The organism is Streptomyces sp. W16, from assembly GCF_033194735.1.
In the GTDB taxonomy this organism is placed as follows: domain Bacteria; phylum Actinomycetota; class Actinomycetes; order Streptomycetales; family Streptomycetaceae; genus Streptomyces.
On sequence record NZ_JAWOAI010000134.1, the window covers coordinates 1 to 20,690 of the forward strand.

The 20,690-nt window shown below is 70.6% G+C and carries 18 protein-coding genes and 1 tRNA gene; 12 read left to right on the plus strand and 7 right to left on the minus strand.

Annotation, left to right across the window (positions count from 1 at the left end; translation table 11 throughout):
- Positions 1 to 1,054 (minus strand): hypothetical protein (locus R6V09_RS19555; protein WP_317882697.1); only part of this gene is annotated, 1,054 nt, incomplete at its 3' end.
- Positions 1,055 to 1,258: 204 nt separating this feature from the next.
- Between R6V09_RS19555 and R6V09_RS19560 the strand changes: the two genes are divergently transcribed.
- The gene (locus tag R6V09_RS19560; protein ID WP_317882698.1) at positions 1,259 to 1,738 is read left to right on the plus strand and encodes a hypothetical protein; all 480 of its coding nucleotides are present in this window, start codon (positions 1,259 to 1,261) and stop codon (positions 1,736 to 1,738) included.
- Positions 1,739 to 1,777: 39 nt separating this feature from the next.
- Positions 1,778 to 2,161: a hypothetical protein gene (locus R6V09_RS19565; RefSeq protein ID WP_317882699.1), complete on the plus strand. Its 384-nt coding sequence runs from the start codon at positions 1,778 to 1,780 to the stop codon at positions 2,159 to 2,161.
- A 352-nt stretch (positions 2,162 to 2,513) separates the two neighbouring features.
- On the opposite strand, the gene R6V09_RS19570 is transcribed toward R6V09_RS19565, so the two are convergent.
- A tRNA-Arg gene (locus tag R6V09_RS19570) sits at positions 2,514 to 2,589 on the minus strand.
- 577 nt (positions 2,590 to 3,166) lie between these two features.
- Here R6V09_RS19570 and R6V09_RS19575 point away from each other — a divergent pair.
- Positions 3,167 to 4,468: an MFS transporter gene (locus R6V09_RS19575; protein WP_317882700.1), complete on the plus strand. Its 1,302-nt coding sequence runs from the start codon at positions 3,167 to 3,169 to the stop codon at positions 4,466 to 4,468.
- Positions 4,469 to 4,586: 118 nt separating this feature from the next.
- On the opposite strand, the gene R6V09_RS19580 is transcribed toward R6V09_RS19575, so the two are convergent.
- Both R6V09_RS19580 and R6V09_RS19585 read right to left on the minus strand, forming a co-directional pair.
- Positions 4,587 to 6,257, minus strand: a complete 1,671-nt coding sequence (locus R6V09_RS19580; protein ID WP_317882701.1) for an IclR family transcriptional regulator domain-containing protein — start codon at positions 6,255 to 6,257, stop codon at positions 4,587 to 4,589.
- A 115-nt stretch (positions 6,258 to 6,372) separates the two neighbouring features.
- On the minus strand, positions 6,373 to 7,656 hold the full coding sequence (locus tag R6V09_RS19585; protein WP_317882702.1) for a M6 family metalloprotease domain-containing protein: 1,284 nt from the start codon (positions 7,654 to 7,656) through the stop codon (positions 6,373 to 6,375).
- A 276-nt stretch (positions 7,657 to 7,932) separates the two neighbouring features.
- Between R6V09_RS19585 and R6V09_RS19590 the strand changes: the two genes are divergently transcribed.
- Positions 7,933 to 8,577, plus strand: coding sequence for a TetR/AcrR family transcriptional regulator (locus R6V09_RS19590; protein ID WP_317882703.1), 645 nt, complete (start codon positions 7,933 to 7,935; stop codon positions 8,575 to 8,577).
- Between the two features lie 160 nt (positions 8,578 to 8,737).
- Positions 8,738 to 10,309 (plus strand): MFS transporter, encoded by a 1,572-nt coding sequence (locus R6V09_RS19595; protein WP_317882704.1) that lies wholly within the window; start codon positions 8,738 to 8,740, stop codon positions 10,307 to 10,309.
- Between the two features lie 112 nt (positions 10,310 to 10,421).
- Here R6V09_RS19595 and R6V09_RS19600 read toward each other — a convergent pair whose 3' ends face one another.
- A complete protein-coding gene (locus R6V09_RS19600) occupies positions 10,422 to 10,949 on the minus strand; it encodes a MarR family winged helix-turn-helix transcriptional regulator (RefSeq protein WP_317882705.1) in 528 nt (175 codons plus the stop codon).
- Between the two features lie 111 nt (positions 10,950 to 11,060).
- Between R6V09_RS19600 and R6V09_RS19605 the strand changes: the two genes are divergently transcribed.
- Positions 11,061 to 11,852, plus strand: a complete 792-nt coding sequence (locus tag R6V09_RS19605) for a dioxygenase family protein (protein ID WP_317882706.1) — start codon at positions 11,061 to 11,063, stop codon at positions 11,850 to 11,852.
- Between the two features lie 34 nt (positions 11,853 to 11,886).
- Here the strand turns inward: R6V09_RS19605 and R6V09_RS19610 are convergent, their stop codons facing one another.
- On the minus strand, positions 11,887 to 12,417 hold the full coding sequence (locus R6V09_RS19610) for a GNAT family N-acetyltransferase (protein WP_317882707.1): 531 nt from the start codon (positions 12,415 to 12,417) through the stop codon (positions 11,887 to 11,889).
- A 182-nt stretch (positions 12,418 to 12,599) separates the two neighbouring features.
- On the opposite strand from R6V09_RS19610, the gene R6V09_RS19615 reads away from it, so the two are divergent.
- On the plus strand, positions 12,600 to 13,598 hold the full coding sequence (locus R6V09_RS19615; protein WP_317882708.1) for a sigma-70 family RNA polymerase sigma factor: 999 nt from the start codon (positions 12,600 to 12,602) through the stop codon (positions 13,596 to 13,598).
- A 450-nt stretch (positions 13,599 to 14,048) separates the two neighbouring features.
- A complete protein-coding gene (locus tag R6V09_RS19620; protein ID WP_442810088.1) occupies positions 14,049 to 14,765 on the plus strand; it encodes a TetR/AcrR family transcriptional regulator in 717 nt (238 codons plus the stop codon).
- A gap of 94 nt (positions 14,766 to 14,859) precedes the next feature.
- On the opposite strand, the gene R6V09_RS19625 is transcribed toward R6V09_RS19620, so the two are convergent.
- Positions 14,860 to 15,843 carry a helix-turn-helix transcriptional regulator gene (locus tag R6V09_RS19625; RefSeq protein ID WP_317882709.1) on the minus strand — a complete coding sequence of 328 codons (984 nt, stop codon included), beginning with the start codon at positions 15,841 to 15,843 and terminating at the stop codon, positions 14,860 to 14,862.
- Between the two features lie 91 nt (positions 15,844 to 15,934).
- Here R6V09_RS19625 and R6V09_RS19630 point away from each other — a divergent pair, with 91 nt between their 5' ends.
- The 4 genes from R6V09_RS19630 to R6V09_RS19645 all read left to right on the plus strand — a co-directional run.
- Positions 15,935 to 17,431 carry an MFS transporter gene (locus R6V09_RS19630; protein WP_317882710.1) on the plus strand — a complete coding sequence of 499 codons (1,497 nt, stop codon included), beginning with the start codon at positions 15,935 to 15,937 and terminating at the stop codon, positions 17,429 to 17,431.
- Between the two features lie 1,311 nt (positions 17,432 to 18,742).
- Complete coding sequence (locus R6V09_RS19635) at positions 18,743 to 19,474, plus strand: Crp/Fnr family transcriptional regulator (protein WP_317882711.1); 732 nt, start codon at positions 18,743 to 18,745, stop codon at positions 19,472 to 19,474.
- Between the two features lie 25 nt (positions 19,475 to 19,499).
- Positions 19,500 to 20,018 (plus strand): hypothetical protein, encoded by a 519-nt coding sequence (locus tag R6V09_RS19640; protein ID WP_317882712.1) that lies wholly within the window; start codon positions 19,500 to 19,502, stop codon positions 20,016 to 20,018.
- Positions 20,019 to 20,130: 112 nt separating this feature from the next.
- Positions 20,131 to 20,690, plus strand: a 560-nt coding sequence (locus R6V09_RS19645) for a DeoR/GlpR family DNA-binding transcription regulator (protein ID WP_317882713.1), incomplete at its 3' end; no start/stop codon positions are given.

The window sequence follows — 20,690 nt, forward strand, 5'->3', positions numbered from 1 at the left end:
CCGCTCTCCCGATCTGGTCGCGGCGGTCGCCGTACACGAAGCGGTCCACGGCCCGCTGCAGCCGGTCCCGCAGCGGGGCAAGTCCCATCGCGACCAGCGCGGCTGCCACCACGCCCGGCAGAACACCGTGCCCGAGGGTGGCGCCGGCGAGCGCGGTGGTGCCGAGGTAGGCGGCGACGACGGCCGCGGTCAGGGTGCCGTACACCAGCCAGCGGCGCAGGACGAGATCGATGCCGAGCAGTCGGTGGCGCAGCACGCCGACGCCGACGGCCACCGGCAGCAGCATGCTGAGGGCGTTGGAGACGATCCGGTCGGTGAAGAACGTGGCGATGCCGATCGGCGGCAGGACGGCCACCACCCATGCCAGTTGCTGCCGTTGCGGCGGCCGGGAGCGGGCCAGGCGGACACCGGTGTCGGCCCAGATGGCGAGCGTCGCGGCGGCGAGGAGCAGAAAACCCGCTCCGAACGCCGTGGAGAGCAAGGCTGCCGGGGCGGACAGCGGCGGATCGCCGTGCGCGACCATGTCGTCGTAGAAGGACGGGGAGAAGACACCGCCGACCACCACCAGCGTGAGCCCGGCCGTCGCCGTCCACGCGAGCACCCGCGCACGGCGTCCCTGCGGCCGGCCCTGCGGATACAGCACCAACAGCACGCTGTACGGCAGCAGCCAGGCGGGCAGCCACAGTGTGCTGAACAACTGGGCGGCCAGGCGGGCGGCGGGCCATGCCGGGTCGGCCACCGAGGCGCCGTACGCGCCGTAGGCCTGGAACAGTGCGGTGAGCGCGAGCAGGAGGCTGACGGCGGTCAGCAGCCGTCCGATGGCGTTTCCGGGGCGCAGGGTGGTGAGGGTGGCTCCGGTGACGGCCCAACTGACGGCGGCGAGCGTGATGCTCAGGGTGTCGCGCCCGAACTCGCCGGCGTGCGCGAGCAGTCCGTGGTCCGGGAGGTAGGCGATGAACGTGCCGCCGGCTCCCGCGAGGGCGGTGAGGGCGGCCGGGGCCCAGGCGAGGGCCTGGTCGTGTCGCTGTCGCGCGGTGTTCCCGGCCATTGCCATCACACACCTCCATGCCCGACCGCGGTCGGAGCGTGCCCCCAGTCTGGCAGCGGACGTGTCCCGGTGACCCGGGACCGGAGTCCTTGCTCCGCCGGGTCAACTCCCCGGCCGGGTCGGGGTCGTTGTCAGCAGCGGAGCCGCGGGAGGCGGGCGCAATGTGGTGGCCGAGTGGTCCGGCAGGGGCCACCGACCGGGGGAGGACCCGTGGAATCCACAAAGCCGATGCCGATGCCGATGCCGAAGGAAAGCGACAACGTCGTGCGTACGGCCGTCGCGGTCGCCGCCGTCGCTCTCGGCGTGATGCTGGTCGGTACCTACGTGAGCACACCGCTGAACGGCGACACCTGGGACGTGTCGACCAGCCACCACGGGCTCGGAGTTCTGCCCCTGCTGGTCGCGTTCGCCGTGCTGGGCAGCGCCGTGGTGTTCGGAGTGGTCGTGCGCCGTGCCGCGGCACGGCCCGCCGAACGCACCGGTCTCCGCGCCCTGTTGGTGGCCGTGCTCGGTGCGGCCGCGATCGTCGTGTTCTGGACGGGGCTGCCGGTGATCCTCGCGGCGGGGGCGGCCGTCCTGGCCAGGTCCTCGCACACCCGGACCGGCCGGTGGAGCCCGCGTGCGGTGACGGCCGCGGTCCTGGCCGGGGTGACGCTGCTCATGGCGGGGTGGCTCGCCCTCGCGGGCTGAGGAGTCGTCACTCGCGGGAGACCGGGCCCGGCTACGGGGGTGGGCCCGGTCTCTCCGGCAGCCGTCGCCGGCCGCGAGCGCGAACTCGCCTTCACTCGGGTCCGCGACTACGCCGAGACCCCGGGCGGTATCCGGACCGACCTGCGCGTGTCCAAGGTTCACCCGCGCATCGTCCCGGTCCCCCACGGCTCCCGGGCCTCGATCTGCTTGGTCCGGGCCTGGCAGGCGTGGCAGGACGCGGCCGGCCTGGACGACCCCGACGGGTATGCCTGGCGGCGCCTGCACAATCGCCGGCACACCGTCCTGGAGAGCGGGCTGGAGAGCGGGCTGGAGCCCGAGTCCATCGGCGACGTCGTCACCCGCGCCGGCGAACGCGCCGGGATCGACATTCGCTTCACCGGGCACTCCCTCTTGCGGCGCTGACGCACCCGTTGCCGGCCTTGAGGTCGCCGAATGTGGGCTTGAGGTAGTTGCGGACGATGCCCTCGGCCCGCTCGTACGACGTCTCGTCGACCTGGTGGAGGAGCTTCGTGCGGGCCTTCTCGACCCCGACCTCCGTGTCGCCCTGCTCGTGGAGGTAGATGTCCTTCTTCGTGAGCGGGTCACGCCCGGCGAAGACCCGGACCTGGAAGCCGGCCCCGTTGAGGCGGATACTGCCGCGCTGACGTCACTCGCTCTTGGCGTTCGCCATGGCTCTGCAACCTGTTCATGGTTAATGCCATGGCCACGACGAACAGCGCGCCTACCTCAGAGAGGTAAACGCGCTGGTCAGACCTGGTGCCCCCGGCAGGATTCGAACCTGCGACACCCGCTTTAGGAGAGCGGTGCTCTATCCCCTGAGCTACGAAGGCGCGGTGGTGGCGTAGCCGGCGTACGGCTGTGCCACCGGCGTCAGTGTAGCGCGTGGCGCGTTGACGTCCGGCGCGTTGGTGGGGGGCCGGGATGTGGGGAGTCCCGGTGGCCCGGGCGCCGGACGGCGGTGGTCAGCGGGCGTTTTTCAGGGTGTTCCGAGTTGTTCCGTGTTGTTCCGTGGGGGCCCTGGGGGCCGACGCCAGGGGCGCGTTGGAGTAGGCGGGGTTGCCGGTGACGTCGGTGTCCACCCAGGGTGGGAGGACCAGGGAGGTGTCGCTGGACAGCCGTGAGGAACTCACCCTCTGGATGCGCCTCGGGCCGCCGAGAGCGCCCCGACCCCGGCGGCGGTCACCACCGACCGCACGCTCTCCCGGCACCGAAACCCCAACTCCTGCTATAATTGGCCCAGTTCATCCTTCGGGTCGACACCTCCGGTCACCAACCAACCGGACCGGGTGTCGACCCTTTTTCATGCCCTGAACCGACTCCGACTCCGACTCGGGTTCCGGCATCCCCGCAGCACACCCCACCGACGGGCCACCGCGCCCGCCGGTCCTTCGCCATGGAGTTCGACAGATGACAGACAGAGTCACCGACACAGAAGCCACCCCGCCGACCACCCCGCCAACCCCGCAAGGCGGCCCGCGACGCCCGCCCCTCCGGCGGAGCCCGGCGTTCCGGAACTTCTGGCTCTCCCGTGCCGTCTCCGGTCTCGGCTCCGCCGTCACCACCGTCGCGCTGCCCGTCCTGGTGTTCCAGCAGAGCCGGTCGCCGCTGCTGGTCTCCCTGGTCGCGGCTGCCGGCACGCTGCCCTACCTCGCGTTCGGGCTGATCGCGGGCGCGGTCGCCGACCGCGTCGACCGGCGCACCCTGATGATCGCGACCGACTGCCTCAGCGCCCTGTGCCTCGGCTCCGTCCCGGTCGCACAGGCCCTGCACGCGCTGACCGTCGGACACGTCGTCGTGGTCGCGTTCCTCTGCTCCGGCCTCTCCCTCTTCTTCGACGCGGGCGGATACGGCTTCGTCCCCGCCCTCGTCGGCAAGGACAGACTCCCCGACGCCAACAGCGTGCTCTACGGCGCCGAGACCGTCGTCCGCATCATCGGCAACGGCATCGCGGGCGTCCTCATCGCCCTGGTCCACCCCGTGGGCACGCTCACCCTCGACGCCCTGAGCTTCGCCGGCTCCGCGCTGTTCCTCCGGGCCGTCGCCAACTCTCCTGCCCGCGCCGCCCGTTCGGGCCCGCGACCGGGGTTTCGGGAGTCCGTCGGTGAGGGGCTGCGCTTCCTGGCCGGGCATCCGACGCTACGGGTGATGACCGTGGTCGGCACCCTCCAGTCGTTCTCCGGCGGCGCCATCGTCGGCCAGCTCGTCGTCTTCGCCGACCGCGTCCTCGGCATCCACGGCTCCGACGGCCGTATCGGCCTGCTCTACATGGCGTGGAGCGCCGGCGGCATCGGCGGCTCCCTGCTCCTGCCACGGCTGCGGCGCCGCTACGACGCCTTCCCGCTGCTGCTCCTGGTGCTGCCGGTCGGCGCGCTGCTCGGACTCGTGGTCGTGCTCAGCACCGACTGGCGGATAGCGCTGTTCGCGTTGGCGGCCTGGGGAACCGCCTATCTGGTCGTGCTGGTGAACACGATGACCTACTCCCAGGAGGTGACGCCGCCCGAGCTCCAGGGCCGGGTCAACACCACCCGCCGTATGCTCTCCTCCGGTCTGGGCGTCCCGCTCGGCGCCCTGGTCGCGAGCGGTGTCACGGTGTCCGCCGGCATCCGGGCCGGCATGGCCACCGCCGTCGCCTCGATCACCGTGGCCGCGATCGTGGTCTGGGTGGTGCGGCTGCGCGGTCTGCTGCCGGAACCCGCGGCCGAGGCGTAGCGGTCACGCGAGTTCTCTCCCGGGTCGGGCCGCCGATCCCGACAGCGCTGCGCCCGTGCCGCCCGCCGGAACCCGCCATCGCATCGAGGCGTAGGCGCCCCGCGAGTTCCCTCCCGGGTCAGGACTCCGACACCCGGGTGAACCGCCCCGCCACCCGCAGATCCGCCTCGATCCGCCCTGCCGTCACCAGCAACTCGGGCAGGACGTCCGCGACGTACTCCTCGGTCGTCCGGCGTGCCACGTGCGTCGCCGTGTTCAGCGCCGCGACGACTCGGCCCGTGCGGTCGCGGACCGGCACGGCGATCGATCGGAGGCCGACCTCCAACTCCTCGTCCACCAGGGCGTGTCCCTGGGACCGGACCGTCTCCAGTGCGGCCGAGAGCGCTCCGGGGTCCGTCAGCGTGTGCGGGGTCAGCGGGCGGGCGTCCGCGAGAGCCTGTCGTACGGTCGCGGGCGGGGCGTCGGCCAGCAGTACGCGGCCCAGTGCCGTCGCGTACGCCGGGAAACGGGTGCCGACCGCGATGTTCACGCTCATCACGCGGCTCGTGGCGACCCGGGCCGTGTACTGGATGTCGTCGCCCACGAGGATCGCGAGGGACGCCGACTCGTGGACGCGGGCGGCGAAGGCGGTCAGGTGGGGGAGCGCGAGGTCGGGGAGGGTCGTACGGGAGAGGGGCGGGAAGCCGAGCGACAGGACCCGGGGTGTCAGGGTGAAGCGGCGGTCGCCGGACGTGGCGACCAGGCCCAGGTGCTCGTAGGTGATCAGCGCCCTGCGGGCGGTGGCCCGGGCCAGTCCCGTCGTCTGGGCGACCTCCGTCAGGGTCAGCTCGGCGCGGCCCTCGCCGAAGGCAGTCAGGACGGTCAGTCCGCGGGCCAGCGACTCGACGAACTCCCGGCCCAGTTCCTGCTTGGATGCGCCCGTCCAGGTCGCCAGGCCCGAGGGGGCGGCCACCGAGTCTCCCTGGGGTGCGGCGCGCAGGTCCTCCTCCATCGCCTCGACCGCCGCACGCAGCCGCGGCAACAGCGTGTTCCGCAGCTCCTCCGCCGTATGCCGGCTGGTGTGGCTCACCACGCTCGCCACGCACGCGATCGCGCCGGTACGGGGATCGCGGACCGGCACGGACACCGCCACCAGCCCCGGTTCGATCAACTGGTCGTCCAGCGCCCAGCCGTCCTCGCGGGCCTGTGCGGCCGACCGTTCGAGGTCGGGCGCGGGGGACGACGGTGAGCGCGGGGGTACGGCAGGGAAGTCCCGGTCCTCCGGGTCCGCGGCCCGGCGCTCGCGCCACCGTGCCCAGTCCCGTTCCGTCCACTCCGTCGCGAACAGCGGTCCCGGGGCGGTGCGTTCGGCCGGCAGCAGGTCGCCGATGCGGAAGCTCAGGGACATGGCGCGGCGGCGGGTCGCCTGGTGGATGAAGCGGATGCCGTCCCGGTCGGCGACGGCGAGGGACACCGACTCGTCCAGTTCGTCGGCGAGGGCGTCGGCGCGGGCGTCCAGGACGGAGGGCAGTCGCAGGGCGGCCAGGTAGGCGTTGCCCAGTTCCATGATCCGAGGGGTGAGAACCGTGTCCCGGCCGTCGAGACGGACGTATCCCATGCGGGCGAGCGTCGCGGTGATCCGGTCGACGGTGGAACGGGCGAGTCCGGTGGCCCGTTCCAGCCCGCTGAGGCTCAACGTGCCGCCCGCCTCGGTGAGTTGACGTACCACGGCGACCCCCCGGATCAACGGGGCGACCGCCTCGACGGGCACGGCTCCGGCACGGGCGTCCAACGTGGTCTCAGCGGGCATCGGCTCTCCGGTACGGCGATCTCGGCAGCCCTACGGTAAGCCCGTGCGAGCCCGTCCCCGGCGCCTCGCCCTGATGGGGCCCCCGTCCCCGTCCCCGTCCGCGCACCCGGCAGGGCTACCGCGTCCGCGTCACCGTCACCCGGTAGTTCCCCGCCGCATCCGCCCCCGTGACCGCGACCCGGATCCCGCGGCGTGGATCGTTGAAGGTCTCGCCCGCCGTGAACGGTGCGTCCGACAACTCGGCGTGCACATTGGGGCTTCGTGTGCAGCCGCCGCTGTTGCGATGGGCGTCGTACACCTTCACCGGGCCCATTCCGGTGTCCACGTCCGCCTCCACCTTGTAGATGAGGACGCCGGGCCGGCACACCGCCTCGTCGTTGCCCTCGTGGGTGCGCAACTCCAGGGCGTAGCCCGTCCGTCGGGACAGCGGGACGAAGACCAGCCGTGTGCCGTCGCCGCCGGGCCGCTCCAGCGGGGTCAGTGTGTACTCCGAAGTGCCTCTGGTCATCGCGCAGTTGACCTGGGAGGGGTCGAGCCAGCCGAGCTTCCACTTGTGCCAGCCCAGGAGGTCGTTGTCGGCGCCCCAGTCCTCGCTCATGATGTCCCAGTGCCCGACCGAGCCCCCGCCCTCCTGGGTGTAGAGGTCGGGGAGGCCGAAGACGTGGCCGTTCTCGTGGGGCAGGACGCGGTAGCCGGTCCGGGAGTAGGAGCCGGAGCCGTCGTCCTGGCGGGAGTAGACGAAGGAGGCGTTCGAGACGGGGACGCCGTCGGCCACCGGGGCCTCCGTGTTGCCCGCGAAGGTCACCGACAGGACCGTGTCCAGCGCGGAGGGGCCCGCGTTCGGGGTCACCAGGACGTTCAGGAGGTCGTACGACCTGAAGTCCACGGTCGGGTCGGCCGCGGCCACGATGTCCTGGACGAGCTGCCGGTACCCGGGGTCGAAGGGTGCGCCGCGCTCTATGCCGTAGGACTTGAAGGGCTTGGGCATGCGCAGCCAGTGGTCGACCGGGGTCTCGGGGCGGTAGTCGAGGCGGCCGTAGGAGCTGGTGGCGAACCACTCCTGGGTCTGGGGGAAGAACTCGTGGTAGCGGTCCATGGCGGTGCCCTGGCCGGGGGCGTCGGAGAAGTCGACCATCAGGGTCAGGGCGTGGACCGTGCCGGTGGAGCGGGAGTAGCCGCCGGGGGTGGGGATGCCCTCGGACATCTCGGTGTCGAGGGGGCCGTTGATCATGCAGGCGCCGAGTGCGGAGGTGCGGGCGAGCGCGACCGGGCCCGCCGCCGTCATGGCGCCCGGGGTGAGGTGTCCGGTACCGGCCGAGGTGCTGACCGCGAGGGTCAGGACGGTCACGGACGCGAGGGCGGCCACGCGGCGCGGGCGTATCCGACGGCTGGGCTGCATGCATGGACCCTTCGCGCCACGGCAGCCGCCGGTCTCCGGCTGCACCCTTTCGATCACCCTGTGTCGTGCGGTGCGAGGGCGCGCGCTGGAGGAGACCGACCGTGTGGTTGTGGTGGGACGGAGGCGGAGAAGGAGCCAAACGGGATGTGACTCAGGTCACATCAAATGACCCGCCGGGTGGGAAATAACCGGGGAGCGTTTCCCCGTTTAGCCATGTGTCCGAGCGAAACGGGGATTCAGTCCCCGGATCGCCACCCGTAACCCAAGGAGCTGGCCGTGACGACCGCGACCCCCGTACAGCGAAAGGTGCCCCGGCCGCGCGCCGACGCTTTGCGCAACCGGGAGCGGATCATCACCGCCGCCCGCGAGATGTTCGTCGAGTTCGGCCCCGATGTGCCGCTCGACGAGATCGCCCGCCGGGCCGGCGTCGGCAACGCCACGCTCTACCGCAACTTCCCCGACCGCGACGCCCTCGTCCGCGAGGTCGTGGTCTCGGTCATGGACCGTACGTCGGAGGCCGCCGAGCAGGCGCTCGACGAGAGCGGCGACGCCTTCGCCGCTCTGGAGCGCTTCGTGCACGTGTCCGCCGACGAACGGATCAGCGCGCTGTGCCCGATGATCTCCAGCACGTTCGACCAGTTCCACCCGGATCTGGAAGCAGCGCGCGAGCGGGTCGAGGAGCTCATCGACGAGGTCATGGGACGGGCCAGGAGGGCCGGGCAGCTCCGGTCCGACGTGGGTGTCGGCGATCTGATGGTCGCCGTGGCCCAGCTCAGCAGGCCCCCGGCCGGCACCGGTTGCCTCAGCGCCGACCGCTTCGTACACCGACACCTGCAGCTGTTCCTGGACGGACTGCGGGCCCCGGCCCGCTCGGTCCTGCCCGGCACGGCCGCGACCATGGAGGATCTCCGGCAGCCCTGACCGATTAGTTCAGCGCCGATTAGTCCAGAGCGTCACGCCAGTCTCAACAACAAGCTCCCGGCTCTCGTCGCCGTAGCAACCGGCTACTGGCCACGAGCCGTCCCCGATCACGTCCTTCTTCCGTATTTTTCCGTCACGAAGTCCCGAAGTGGGTACCACCATGTCTGAAACAGCCCGAAGCGCCCCAGGCGCTCTCGACAAGGGCGACAAGGCCTCCGAGGCCGCCGAGCACGAAGCCCATTCCAACCGCTGGAAAGCGCTCGCGTTCATCGCGCTCGCCCAGCTGATGGTCGTGCTGGACGCGACCATCGTGAACATCGCCCTTCCGTCCGCCCAGAGCGACCTGGGCATCTCCGACGGCAACCGGCAGTGGGTCGTCACGGCCTACGCCCTCGCCTTCGGCGGACTCCTCCTCTTCGGCGGCCGTATAGCCGACCTGTGGGGCCGCAAGCGCGCCTTCGTCGTCGGTCTGACCGGCTTCGCCGCCGCGTCCGCCCTCGGCGGTGTGGCCACCACCGGCGCCATGATGTTCGGCGCCCGTGCCCTCCAGGGCGCCTTCGGCGCACTGCTCGCGCCCGCCGCGCTGTCCCTGCTCGCCGTGATGTTCACGGACGCCAAGGAGCGTGCCAAGGCGTTCGGTATCTACGGCGCGATCGCCGGTGGCGGCGGCGCCGTCGGCTTCATCCTCGGCGGTGTGCTGACCGAGTACCTGGACTGGCGCTGGACGTTCTTCGTGAACATCCCGTTCGCGATCGTCGCCGCGCTCGGCGCGTACTTCGTCATCCGTGAGCCGGAGGGCGGCCGCAACCGCAACCCGCTCGACATCCCGGGTGTCCTGCTCTCCACCCTCGGCCTGGTGTCTCTCGTCTACGGCTTCACCCGCGCCGAGTCCAACGGCTGGGGCGACTCCTCGACCATCGCGCTCTTCATCGCGTCGGCCGTCCTGCTCGTCTCGTTCGTCATCGTCGAGGCGAAGGTCAAGGCCCCGCTGCTGCCCCTGCGCGTCGTCACCGACCGCAACCGCGGCGGTATCTACCTCTCGCTCGGCATCGCCATCATCGCGATGTTCGGCACGTTCCTCTTCCTCACCTACTACCTGCAGGTCGTGAAGGGCTTCTCGCCGATCAAGACCGGCTTCGCCTTCATGCCGATGATCGTCGGCATGATGGTCGGCTCGACCCAGATCGGCACCCGCCTGATGACCCGCCTGCCGGCCCGCCTGCTCATGGGCCCCGGCTTCCTGGTCGCCGCGGTCGGCATGCTCCTGATGACGCAGCTGGAGATCGGCTCGTCGTACGCCTCGATCATCCTGCCCGCGATGCTGCTGCTCGGCCTCGGCATGGGTACGGCGTTCATGCCGGCCATGTCCCTGGCCACCCTGGGCGTCGAGCCCCGGGACGCGGGTGTCGCCTCCGCGATGGTCAACACCTCGCAGCAGGTGGGCGGCGCGATCGGTACGGCCCTGCTGAACACGATCGCCGCGTCCGCGACGACCGCGTACATCAAGGACCACATCGCCGGTGCGGGCACCTCCAAGACCCAGCAGCAGCTCGTCGCGCTGCAGGGCCAGGTGCACGGCTACACCAACGCCATCTGGTTCGCCGTCGGCATGCTGGTGACGGCCGCGATCATCGTCTCGGTCCTCGTCAACGCGGGCAAGCAGGGTTCCGACCCGGTCGCCTCCGGTGACGGAGTCGAGGACGAGTTCAAGGTCCCGGTCGTCGCCCACTGACGACGCCCGACCCGGTCGTACCCCCTTCGCACCATCCGTACGTACGGGGAAGGGGACGCCCCGTACGTACGACTCCCAGGAACTGCCCTGGCTCCCCGCTGAGTTGAGCGGCTCAGCGGAGCCAGGGCAGATCCGCACCCGCTTCGTTCGGCTGAAGTCCCTCGGCGACGATCTCCATGATCTCGCCGAGGGACTTCTGCTGTTCCGGGGTCAGCCGCTCGAACAACGCCTGCCGTACGGCGGTCACATGACCCGGCGCGTTACGGCTCAGCACCCCGTAGCCCTCGTCGGTCAGCACCGTGAACTGGCCGCGCTTGTCGGAGGGGCAGTCCTCGCGGCGCACCCACCCGTTCTTCTCCAGGCGCGCGATCGCGTGCGAGAGCCGGGAGCGGGTGATCTTCGCGTTCATGGCCAGCTCGGTCATCCGCAGCCGGCGGCCCGGGGACTCGGCGAGCTGCACGAGAAGGCCGTAGTAGATGTGCGGCATGCCCGCGTCCCGCTGGAGCTGACGGTCCAGATGGTCCTCCAGGAGGGTGCTGGCGTGCATGTAGAAGCGCCAGACACGCTGCTCCTCGGCGGTGAGCCAGCGAGCTTCGTCAGCGGGTGCCGCTTCGTCAGCGGGCGCGGGTGCCGTGTTCATGCACTCCACTGTACGAGAGCTCTCCTTGAAGGTTAAACAAACGGGGCGTAAGCTGCCGCACAGGAAGTTTGAGAGTTCAAGTACCGAGTTCGATCATGGGGAGTGACCGTCATGTCCACCGCCGCACCGGAGCGCATGCCCGCCCTCTACCTCAGCCACGGCGCCCCGCCCCTCGCGGACGACCCCGTCTGGCCCGGCGAACTCGCCGCCTGGTCCGCCGACCTCCCCCGCCCCAAGGCGATCCTCATGGTCTCCGCCCACTGGGAGGAGGCCCCCCTCGCCCTCGCCGCCACCGACCCGGTCCCCCTCGTCTACGACTTCTGGGGCTTCCCCGAGCACTACTACCAGGTCCGCTACGACGCCCCGGGCGCCCCCGGACTCGCCGAATCGGTACGGAAGTTGCTGCGCGCCCCGGGCATCCCCGTGCAGGACGTCCCGGACCGCGGCCTCGACCACGGGGCGTACGTCCCGCTCGTCGAGATGTTCCCGGCCGCCGACATCCCGGTCCTCCAGGTGTCGATGCCGACCCTCGACCCGGTGAAGCTGATGGAGATCGGCCGCAAGCTGGCGCCGCTGCGAGACGAGGGCGTCCTGATCGTCGGCTCCGGCTTCTTCACCCACAATCTGGCCGCCCTGCGCCACACCGGCGGGGGAGTGCCCACCTGGTCCTCCGAGTTCGACGACTGGGGCCGGCGGGCACTGGAGGCACGGGACTGGGACGGCCTGCTCGACTTCCTCCACAAGGCACCGGCCGGGCGCTACGCCCATCCGCGCACCGAGCACTTCGCCCCGCTGTTCGTCACCATGGGCGCGGCGGAGGCCGCCGGCGAGCTGGACGCGCAGCGCTCCGTGATCGACGGGTTCTGGATGGGGATGGCGAAGCGGTCGGTGCAGTTCGGCTGAGCCCGCGCCGAAGGGCCCTTCCCTTCGGGAAGGGCTACAACTCCTTCTCGTACCAGGCGACATCCCAGTAGCGGCCGAACTTGCGGCCCACCTCCCGGTAGGTGCCGACAGGCCGGAAGCCGAAGCGTTCGTGCAGCCGCGTGGACGCTTCGTTGGGCTGCGCGATGCCCGCGTACGCCCGGTGGACGTCCTCGGTCGCCAGGTCGGCGAACAGGGCCTTGTAGAGCAGTGTTCCGATGCCGCGCCCGCCCGCGTCCGGGGCGAGGTAGACCGTGACCTCGACCGAGGTCGAGTAGGCGGGCTTCGCCCGGTAAGGGCTGGATGTGGCGTAGCCGAGGATTCGCTGTGAGTTTCCTTGGAAGGTCCCGTCCACGGCAACCTTCAGGCGGTATGGCCCGTCTTCAGGGTGGGAGAGCAGCCAAGGATGGCGCTCCTCCGGCGAGAAGGCGGCGGTGTCGAAGGTGATCGGCGTCTCGCGTACGTAGTGGTTGTAGATGTCGGTGAGGGCGTCGAGGTCACTCTCGACTCCTGGCCTGACCTGCACCTCTGTATGTTCCGACGGCATCGTTACCCCCTTGTGGCCGGACAGGGTACTGCAAGATCAGAAAAATAGGGGAGTGGGTCGGGAATTCTGTCCGGATTCCAGTCGTTGTTTCCATCAGATGCAGGGCACACGAGAAGAGTGCCGAGGCATCACAGGAACACCTGACGAACACCTGCTGACCCCACCATCGCAAGGGAGCACGCATGGCAACCCGTGCCGTCGCCCGTCGTAAGTCCGCCTCCGGCGAGACCTCCGGCGTGGCACGCAGTGTTCGCGCCCATGGCGGCGAGATCGCCGACCGCGACCTGGTCGGCATGTATCTCGACGAAATCGCGCGCACACCGCTGCTCGACGCCGCCAAGGAAGTCGAGCTTTCACAGACCATCGAAGCGGGCGTGTTCGCGCGCCAGGTCCTCGACGGCGAGGAGGTGTCCCAGGCGGACGCCTCCCGCGAAGAGCTGGAGGCCCTGGTCGCCGAAGGGGAGCGTGCCAAGGACGTCTTCATCCGGTCCAACCTCCGTCTGGTCGTGGCCGTGGCCCGCCGTTACCCCCGTAGCGGCCTGCCCCTCCTCGACCTGATCCAGGAGGGGAACGCGGGCCTGGTCCGCGCGGTCGAGAAGTTCGACTACCGCAAGGGCTTCAAGTTCTCGACGTACGCGACCTGGTGGATCCGCCAGGCCATCACCCGCTCGATCGCCGACCAGTCCCGGACCATCCGGCTCCCCGTCCACCTGGTGGAGGAGCTGGGCCGGATCCGCCGAGTGCAGCGCGAGTTCAACCGCAAGAACGGGCGGGAGCCCGAGCACGCGGAGATCGCCGCCGAGTTGGACACCACTCCGGAGCGCGTGACGAACGTCCTGGACTGGGCGCGTGACCCGGTCTCGCTGAACATGTCGGTGGACGACGACGGCGACACCCAGTTCGGTGACCTCCTGGAGGACACCTCCGCGGTCTCGCCCGAGCAGTCCGTGATGACCCTGCTGCGCAGCGAGGAACTGGACGACCTGATCGGCCGCCTCGACCAGCGCACGGCCTCCATCATCAAGATGCGGTACGGCATGGAGGACGGCCGGGAGCGCACGCTCACCGAGGTCGGCAAGGAGCACGGCCTGACCCGCGAGCGCATCCGCCAGATCGAGAAGCACGCCCTGCTGGAACTGAAGAAGCTGGCCAGCCAGACCGGGTTCGACGCGGCGGCGTAAGCGGGCCGAACGGCCGCGAGCGGGGCGGGAGTTGTGCCGGGCGCGAGAGCGTCCGGCACCCGGCCCGGCGGCCATGGGGGCGCGTACGACCCTGGTCCGCGCCAAGCCGCGTACGCCGGGTGGCGGGAGACCGCGCAAACCTGCCCGCGCGACGCCGCTTCAACCTGCGGAGCTCTGGGAACAAGACTTCAGGGCCCAGGAGTTCGGGCCCGACGCACTGCCCCGAGACCCTCTGAGCCAAGTCCCGACGCAAATCCCCCCCGGCGCCGGGACTTTCCCGAGCCGGGCTTCGGCACCTGTCCCCCCAGGCGCCGGAGCCCGGCTCTTTTTCACGCACGGGACGGGGCGGGGCGAGGTGCGGACACGCTTGGATGGCGGGGCACCCCGTACCTGAACACCGGGGTGGCCCGCCGAATGGCAGATTGTGCCACAGCGGCATAGCCTGCTGGTGTGAGCAGCCCCACCCCAACACCGGATTCCCGTCCCGCCTCTCCCTCCGCACCGCTCTCACTGACCGAGCGGCGCAAGGCCGAGACCCGGATGGAGATCGCCCGGGCGGCGGCCGGACTCTTCGCCAGACACGGGCTACGGGCCACCCGCGCCGAGGACATCGCCCAGAGCGCCGGTATCGCCCCGCGCACCTTCTACCGCTACTTCGCCACCAAGGAAGAGGCCGTAGCCCCGCTCTACGCGGCCGGCGCCCAGCGCTGGGCGGACGCGGTGCGCGCGGCCCCGCCCGCACTGTCGGTGCCCGAGGCCCTGGAACACGGGGTGCGCCACACACTGACCCCCGGGGTGGGCGTCTCCGTGAACTCCTGGACCTGGGTGCGCACCCTGATCGGCATGGCGGAGTCCAGCCCCGGCCTGCGCAGGGTGTGGGCGGAGGTCTGCCAGGCATCGGAACGGACCCTGGGCGAAGTGCTGTTGGAACGTGTCACCCACGGCGACCCCACCCTCGCCGCCCGCGCCCCGAGCGCGACCTCCCCGGAGCTGCGCTTCGCCGCCGCCGTGGCGAGTGCCGCCGTACGGACGGCTGTCGAGGGCTGGGCGACCGGAAAGGAACAGCCGGGAACGGTCGCCGACCCGGCGGAGTCGGCGCTGCGGAACCTGCGGGCGCTGCGGGACTTTCCCTGGGGGGAGATCGGGACGGCCCGGGGGGTGGGGTGAGACGGCGTGAGGTGGGGTCCGGTGCGGGATCGCGTGTGGCTCGGTGCGAGGTCGGCTCGCGCGCCCCTGCCTCACCCGCTCCGCTCCGCCCGCCTCACTCACGCCGTAGCGGTCCTCCCGCTGCCGCCCTGCTCAGCCGTTCCCCCAACTCCCTTACGCAGCGCACCAGTTCCTCCGGTTCCTGGACCGTGAACTCGTACTCCAGCAGGGCCAGCCGGGCGGCCAGCCAGCGCACCTCGTCGCCGGTCGTGGCGCGCAGGCGGCAGCTGTGCTCGTCGAGCGGCTCGGGCGTGCCCAGCCAGGCCGGGATGCGCGCGGCGACGACGTCGGCGGGCGCGGCGAAGGTCACGGTGTACTCGTAGGCCTCCTGCCGCCGGTACATCCACTGCCGCAGGTACTCCGCCGCACTCCCCGTCGGCAGCTCGCGCGGCGCGAACCGCGCCCCCGTCGCGAACGGCTCGCTGACCCGGTCGACCCGGAACGTCCGCCAGTCCTCGCGGTCGAGGTCGTAGGCCACGAGGTACCAGCGCCGGCCGGTCGAGACGAGTCGGTACGGCTCCGTCACGCGGCGCGACTCGGTGCCGTCCTTGGCGCGGTACGCGAACCGCAGCCGCTCCCGGCCGGCCACCGTCGAGGCCATCACGGTCAGCGTCTCGGGGGCGATGCTCGCACCGTCGCCACTGGTCAGCGGGGTGGTGGCGGCCTGGAGGGTGGCGACCCGGTGCCGTAGGCGCGCGGGCAGTACCTGTTCCAGCTTCGCCAGTGCCCGTACGGACGCCTCGTCCACGCCCTCGACCGCGTGCCCGGCGCCCGCCCGCAGGCCGACCGCGATGGCCACCGCCTCCTCGTCGTCCAGGACGAGTGGCGGCATCGCCTTGCCCGCGACCAGCCGGTAGCCGCCGTCGGCGCCCAGTGTCGCCTGCACCGGGTAGCCCAGTTCGCGGAGCCGGTCGATGTCCCGCCGGACCGTGCGGCGGGAGACCCCGAGCCGGTCGGCCAGCTCGCCGCCGGGCCACTCGCGGGGTGTCTGGAGGAGGGAGAGGAGCTGGAGGAGCCGGGCCGGGGTGTCCGTCGTCATGAGTCCTCCGTCGTCGTCACCGTCGTCATGGATTCGAGGATGCCGTAGAACTAGGACACGATCTGACCTAATGGGGTCATAGCTTCGAGCCATGACCTCCACCGAAACCCTTGTGGACAGCCCGGCCCCCGCAGTCCCCGTGACCGCCGCGGCCGACCGGCGGCGTTGGTTCGCCCTCGCGATCGTGATGACCGCGGCCTTCATGGACCTCGTCGACGTCACGATCGTCAATGTCGCGATCCCGTCGATCCAGCGGGACGCGGGCGCCTCGTTCAGCCAGATCCAGTGGATAACGGCCGGGTACGCGCTCGCCTTCGCCGCCGCACTCATCACCGGCGGACGGCTCGGCGACATCTACGGCCGCAAGCGGCTGTTCCTCCTCGGGATCGGCGGCTTCACGCTCGCCTCGGCGCTGTGCGGCTTCGCCGCGAACCCGGAGATGCTGGTCGCCTCCCGCATTCTGCAAGGCGGGATGGCCGCGATGATGGTGCCGCAGGTGCTGTCGATCGTGCACGCCACCTTCCCGGCGCACGAACGCGGCAAGGTCTTCGGGCTGTTCGGCGCGATCGTCGGCCTGGGCGCGGTCTCCGGACCGCTGCTGGGCGCCCTGCTCACCGAGTGGAACCTCTTCGGCCTCGAATGGCGCCCGATCTTCCTCATCAACCTGCCCGTCGGCATCGCGGGCCTGATCCTCGGCAGCCGCTTCATCACCGAGTCGAAGGCCCCGCGCGCGCTGAAGCTGGACCTCGTCGGCGTCGCCCTGGTCACCCTCGGGCTGCTGATGCTGCTCTACCCCCTCACCCGCGGCGACGAACTGGGCTGGCCCGCCTGGGGGTTCGTGTCGATGTCCGGTTCGATCGGCGTCTTCTGCGCACTGGTGGCGTACGAGAAGCGGAAGGCCGCGCGGGACGGTTCCCCGCTCGTCGAACTCTCCCTGTTCAAGGTGAAGAGCTTCGCGGCCGGCATCGCCGTGCAGACCGTGTTCGGTGTCGGACTCGGCATCTTCTTCCTCGTCTGGACGCTGTACATGCAGACCGGTCTCGGCTGGAGCCCGCTGCGGGCGGGGCTGACCGGCGTACCGTTCTCCATCGCGGTCTCGGTGGCGGCCGGGCTGTCCGTACAGAAACTGGTGCCGCGCGTCGGCGGACGCAACGTCCTCCAGGCCGGTGCGCTGGTGATGGCGGTGGGCGTGCTGCTCTACCTCTGGGAGTCCGACCGGTACCAACTGGCCATCGCCTCCTGGCAGATGGCGCTCCCGCTCGTCGTGATGGGGGTCGGCATGGGCCTGATCTTCGCTCCGCTCACCGACACGATCCTCTCCGAAGTACCGCGCGAGCACGCGGGTTCCGCGTCCGGACTCATCAACACCGTGCAGCAGATGGGCAACGCGCTGGGGCTCGGGCTGGTGTCAGTGGTCTTCTTCGGCTCGATCGGGGACCGGCTGACGGCGGCTGAGGTGGGGCCGGCGTTCGTCGACGCCTTCCAGAACGCGCTGGGGTGGGTGGCCGCGGTGATGGGCCTGATCTTCCTGCTGATGTTCGCGCTGCCGGGGCGGACGGCCAAGGAGGTTGCGCCCGACGGGAGTTGACGCCCTACACCGGCATACGACAGCGCCCCGCCCCGAGGCCGTACCGGGGGCGGGGCGCTCGGCGCAAGCAGTCGGAGTTGGCGTACGCCGGTGCGCGAAGGGAGGCGCGCGTCGGGCCGATCCGACGGCGGACTCGGTACCGAACGCCACGCTCTGTACGCAATTAGCCGCTTCTGGGCTGGACACTCCGGCTTCGGAGCGGCGCGGGCACTCAACTCGCCTGCCCCGCAAGAAAACTGACAGGGTGAAAGATGGGGTGGGAGTGAAGGTGGAAGGGGGCGGTGAGGCCGGCCGAGCAGTGGTGCCCTTATCCACTAGTCGATATTTGACGATGTGCTGTGGTGAACCGTTGATTCATGGGCGGGAATCCTTTCCTGGCGCGGATTCGCCGTATTTCTTGTTGGCGCGGATTGCCTCTCGGAAAGGAATCGCGGAGGCCTCGGTCGGTTAATTCGCCGGGCGGACTGTCGGTCGATTCGGGCGTCGGCCGGGCGGGGGCGCGTTGGCCGAATCTGTTTGGTACTGATCGATTGCTGTCACGCGGAGAAGCCGTCCCACCCCGGTGGGGATAGGGGCGGACTCGCCCGCGCATACGCAAATGGGGTAAAGCGTGCGGCCGGACGAGATGTCTCGACGGCGCGTGCGGGAGGGTGCGCTGTCGGTGACGTCCCCCATGGTTGGGGATTTGGGCTGGCCATCCGGCGGCGGGAGCCGCTTCCTGCCTGATGGGGAGTGACCCAAAGGCGGTCCGTGGTGTTTACTGGGCAGCGGTCTGATCCTGACGGGTCCGGACCTTTCCGGGAGGTCCTGGGGGTGGTGCCCCGGGGCCTCTCGTCTTTGCCGCCCGTTTGTGTGGACGTCATATGTCGCTCGGCGGAGAAGGCCCCCGTCGCGTCTCCGGGGGAAAGTGAACAACGGGGATAAGCGGTTTGGTAATTGCGTAATGGATGGCTACTTTTCTATTCGGATTGCGCCCGATCGCCTGCCGTAAAACCCCGTGGCGAGGGTGTTTCGACCATGATCACTATCCGTCGCGGCACCTTGGGAATCGCGACTGGCTTATCTCTCGCGACGAGCGGTACGGTCTGTCCCGCTGCTGTTTCCGCCCGCCCGGCCTCACCAACCGGGCGATTGCCGTACCTCCCGGAGAGGGAGGCCGGACCCGTCACTCCGGAACCTCGCTGACCAGCGGGGTTCCAGAGCCTCAACAGAACAGAGAAACAGGGAAAGGGATTCAGACCCCATGCCTACCGTGATACCTCGCCACCACCGCGCACCGCAGGGCGCGTACGCCGGAGCGGGGGAGTGAGCGTGCCCCCGACCGTCGACACCGCCCGCCCGACCGACCTCCTGCTGGACCACGAGAGCCAGCCCGAGGGAAGCTTCCTGCGCTGCCTGGCGGCCAGGGACTGGCGTGCGCTGCTGCAGGCGGGCCTGCTCACCCGCGCCTTCGCGCGCGACGAGCACCTGCCGATCGGACCGGCCGACGAGAACGTCTACATCATCTGGGACGGCGTCGTACGACAGGACCGCTTCCCGCTGGGCGCGGGGGAGAGCGTCCCCACCGTCACCCGGTTCCGGGGCCGCGGCCAGCTGGTCGGCGAGGCCAAGCTCATCACCGACGACTCCGCCGTCCGCACCAAATGCCTGACCGGGACCCTGGTCATCCCCTGCCGCGCCCGCTACTTCAACGTCCTGCTGCGCAAGCGCCCGGAGGCCCAACGCGCCCTGCTGCGCAGCCTGGAGGACCGCAACCGCAGCGACGAACTCGTCTACACCATGGCCACCAGGCCACCCCTGGAGCGGGTCAGCAGGCTCCTGGCGCACCTCGCCGACACCGCCGGTTGCCCCGGCCCCCGGGCGGGCCGCGTCACGATCACCGGCCCGAGCCAGAAGGACCTCGCCGCCGCTCTCCAACTCGCCGTCTCCACCACGGAGAACGCGATCAGGACCCTGCGCTACCACGGGATCGTCGAAGCCGGGTACCGCCGGTTCGTCGTCCACGACGTGGACGCGCTGCGTCACCTCGCCGCCGGGAACTGACGCCCACCCCTGAACGGACCACAGCATGATGACCAGCACCACCACGCTGGCGATCGGCACCGGCGCGGGCTCCCTCGCGGTGACCGCCGTCTCCGCTCTCTTCATGGGTGCCCTCGGCACGTACACGTTCCTGCACCACCGGCAGGTCTTCGCGTGGATGCGGAAGGTCCGCGGCGAGGACCAGGCCGGCGCCGAGTTCGACCGGCCCGCAGAGTGGCTGGACGACCTCTACAAGGCGCAGTGCCGCCTCGCCCAGAAGCCCTGTCGTGCCGTCGACTTCGAGGACATCGCCCAGATCAGCAACATGATCAAGGGGATCGCCGACCACATGGAGACCGTCCGGCCCGAACTGGCCAAGGTCGTCGAGCGCGTCGACGAGTACATCGACACCGCTCTGCCCGAGCCGGGCCCGGCCATGAAGGTCCCCCTCCCCGACCACCGCGCCCAGCTCGCCAGGGCCATGCGGCAGGAAGCCGCCCGCCACGAACTGGCCCGCGCCGTCATCGCCGCCCAACAGAAGATCAAAACGCGGCGGCACACCTGACGCGGCGCCCGTTCATGTCCACCTCGTGCCCGAACCTGTTTACTTTCCCGAAATCCGGGCGTAGCCTCCGAGCGAAACCACAAGTTCGGGCACTGGTCGGAGGCGAACGGACATGTACGCACCGGAGCGGCAGCAGGAGATCCTCCGGCTGGCCCGTGACGGCGGCCGGGTGGACGTGGTCTCGCTGGCCGAGGAGTTCCAGGTCACGGCGGAGACGATCCGCCGCGACCTGAAGGCCCTCGACCGCGCGGGCCTGCTCCGCCGGGTGCACGGCGGGGCCATACCGGCCGGACGGCTCGACTTCGAGCCCGACCTCGCCGAGCGCGAGTCGACGGCGGCCGACGAGAAGGACCGCATCGCCAAGGCGGCCCTCGCCGAGCTGCCCATGCAGGGCACGGTGATCCTCGACGCCGGTACGACGGTGGCCCGCCTCGCGGGCATCGTCCCGCTGGAGGCCGAACTCACCGTCGTCACCCACTCGCTGCCCATCGCGGCCCGCCTCGCGGACCACCCGGGCATGCAGCTCCATCTCGTCGGGGGGCGCGTGCGGCACCGTACGCGCGCCGCCGTCGACGCCTGGGCGCTGCGGGCCTACGGCGAGATCCGCGCGGACGTCGTGTTCGTGGCGGCCAACGGCTTCTCCGCCGAGCACGGGCTGACCACGCCCGACCT

Bases quoted from the DNA above. Each gene is read 5' to 3' on its own strand.
- R6V09_RS19605 (WP_317882706.1), top strand. From the start codon at position 11,061: ATGTCCACCGCCGCACCGGAGCGCATGCCCGCCCTCTACCTCAGCCAC.
- R6V09_RS19630 (WP_317882710.1), top strand. From the start codon at position 15,935: ATGACCTCCACCGAAACCCTTGTGGACAGCCCGGCCCCCGCAGTCCCC.
- R6V09_RS19585 (WP_317882702.1), bottom strand. From the start codon at position 7,656: ATGCAGCCCAGCCGTCGGATACGCCCGCGCCGCGTGGCCGCCCTCGCG.
- R6V09_RS19610 (WP_317882707.1), bottom strand. From the start codon at position 12,417: ATGCCGTCGGAACATACAGAGGTGCAGGTCAGGCCAGGAGTCGAGAGT.
- R6V09_RS19595 (WP_317882704.1), top strand. From the start codon at position 8,738: ATGTCTGAAACAGCCCGAAGCGCCCCAGGCGCTCTCGACAAGGGCGAC.
- R6V09_RS19640 (WP_317882712.1), top strand. From the start codon at position 19,500: ATGATGACCAGCACCACCACGCTGGCGATCGGCACCGGCGCGGGCTCC.
- R6V09_RS19600 (WP_317882705.1), bottom strand. From the start codon at position 10,949: ATGAACACGGCACCCGCGCCCGCTGACGAAGCGGCACCCGCTGACGAA.
- R6V09_RS19615 (WP_317882708.1), top strand. From the start codon at position 12,600: ATGGCAACCCGTGCCGTCGCCCGTCGTAAGTCCGCCTCCGGCGAGACC.
- R6V09_RS19580 (WP_317882701.1), bottom strand. From the start codon at position 6,257: ATGCCCGCTGAGACCACGTTGGACGCCCGTGCCGGAGCCGTGCCCGTC.
- R6V09_RS19575 (WP_317882700.1), top strand. From the start codon at position 3,167: ATGACAGACAGAGTCACCGACACAGAAGCCACCCCGCCGACCACCCCG.
- R6V09_RS19625 (WP_317882709.1), bottom strand. From the start codon at position 15,843: ATGACGACGGACACCCCGGCCCGGCTCCTCCAGCTCCTCTCCCTCCTC.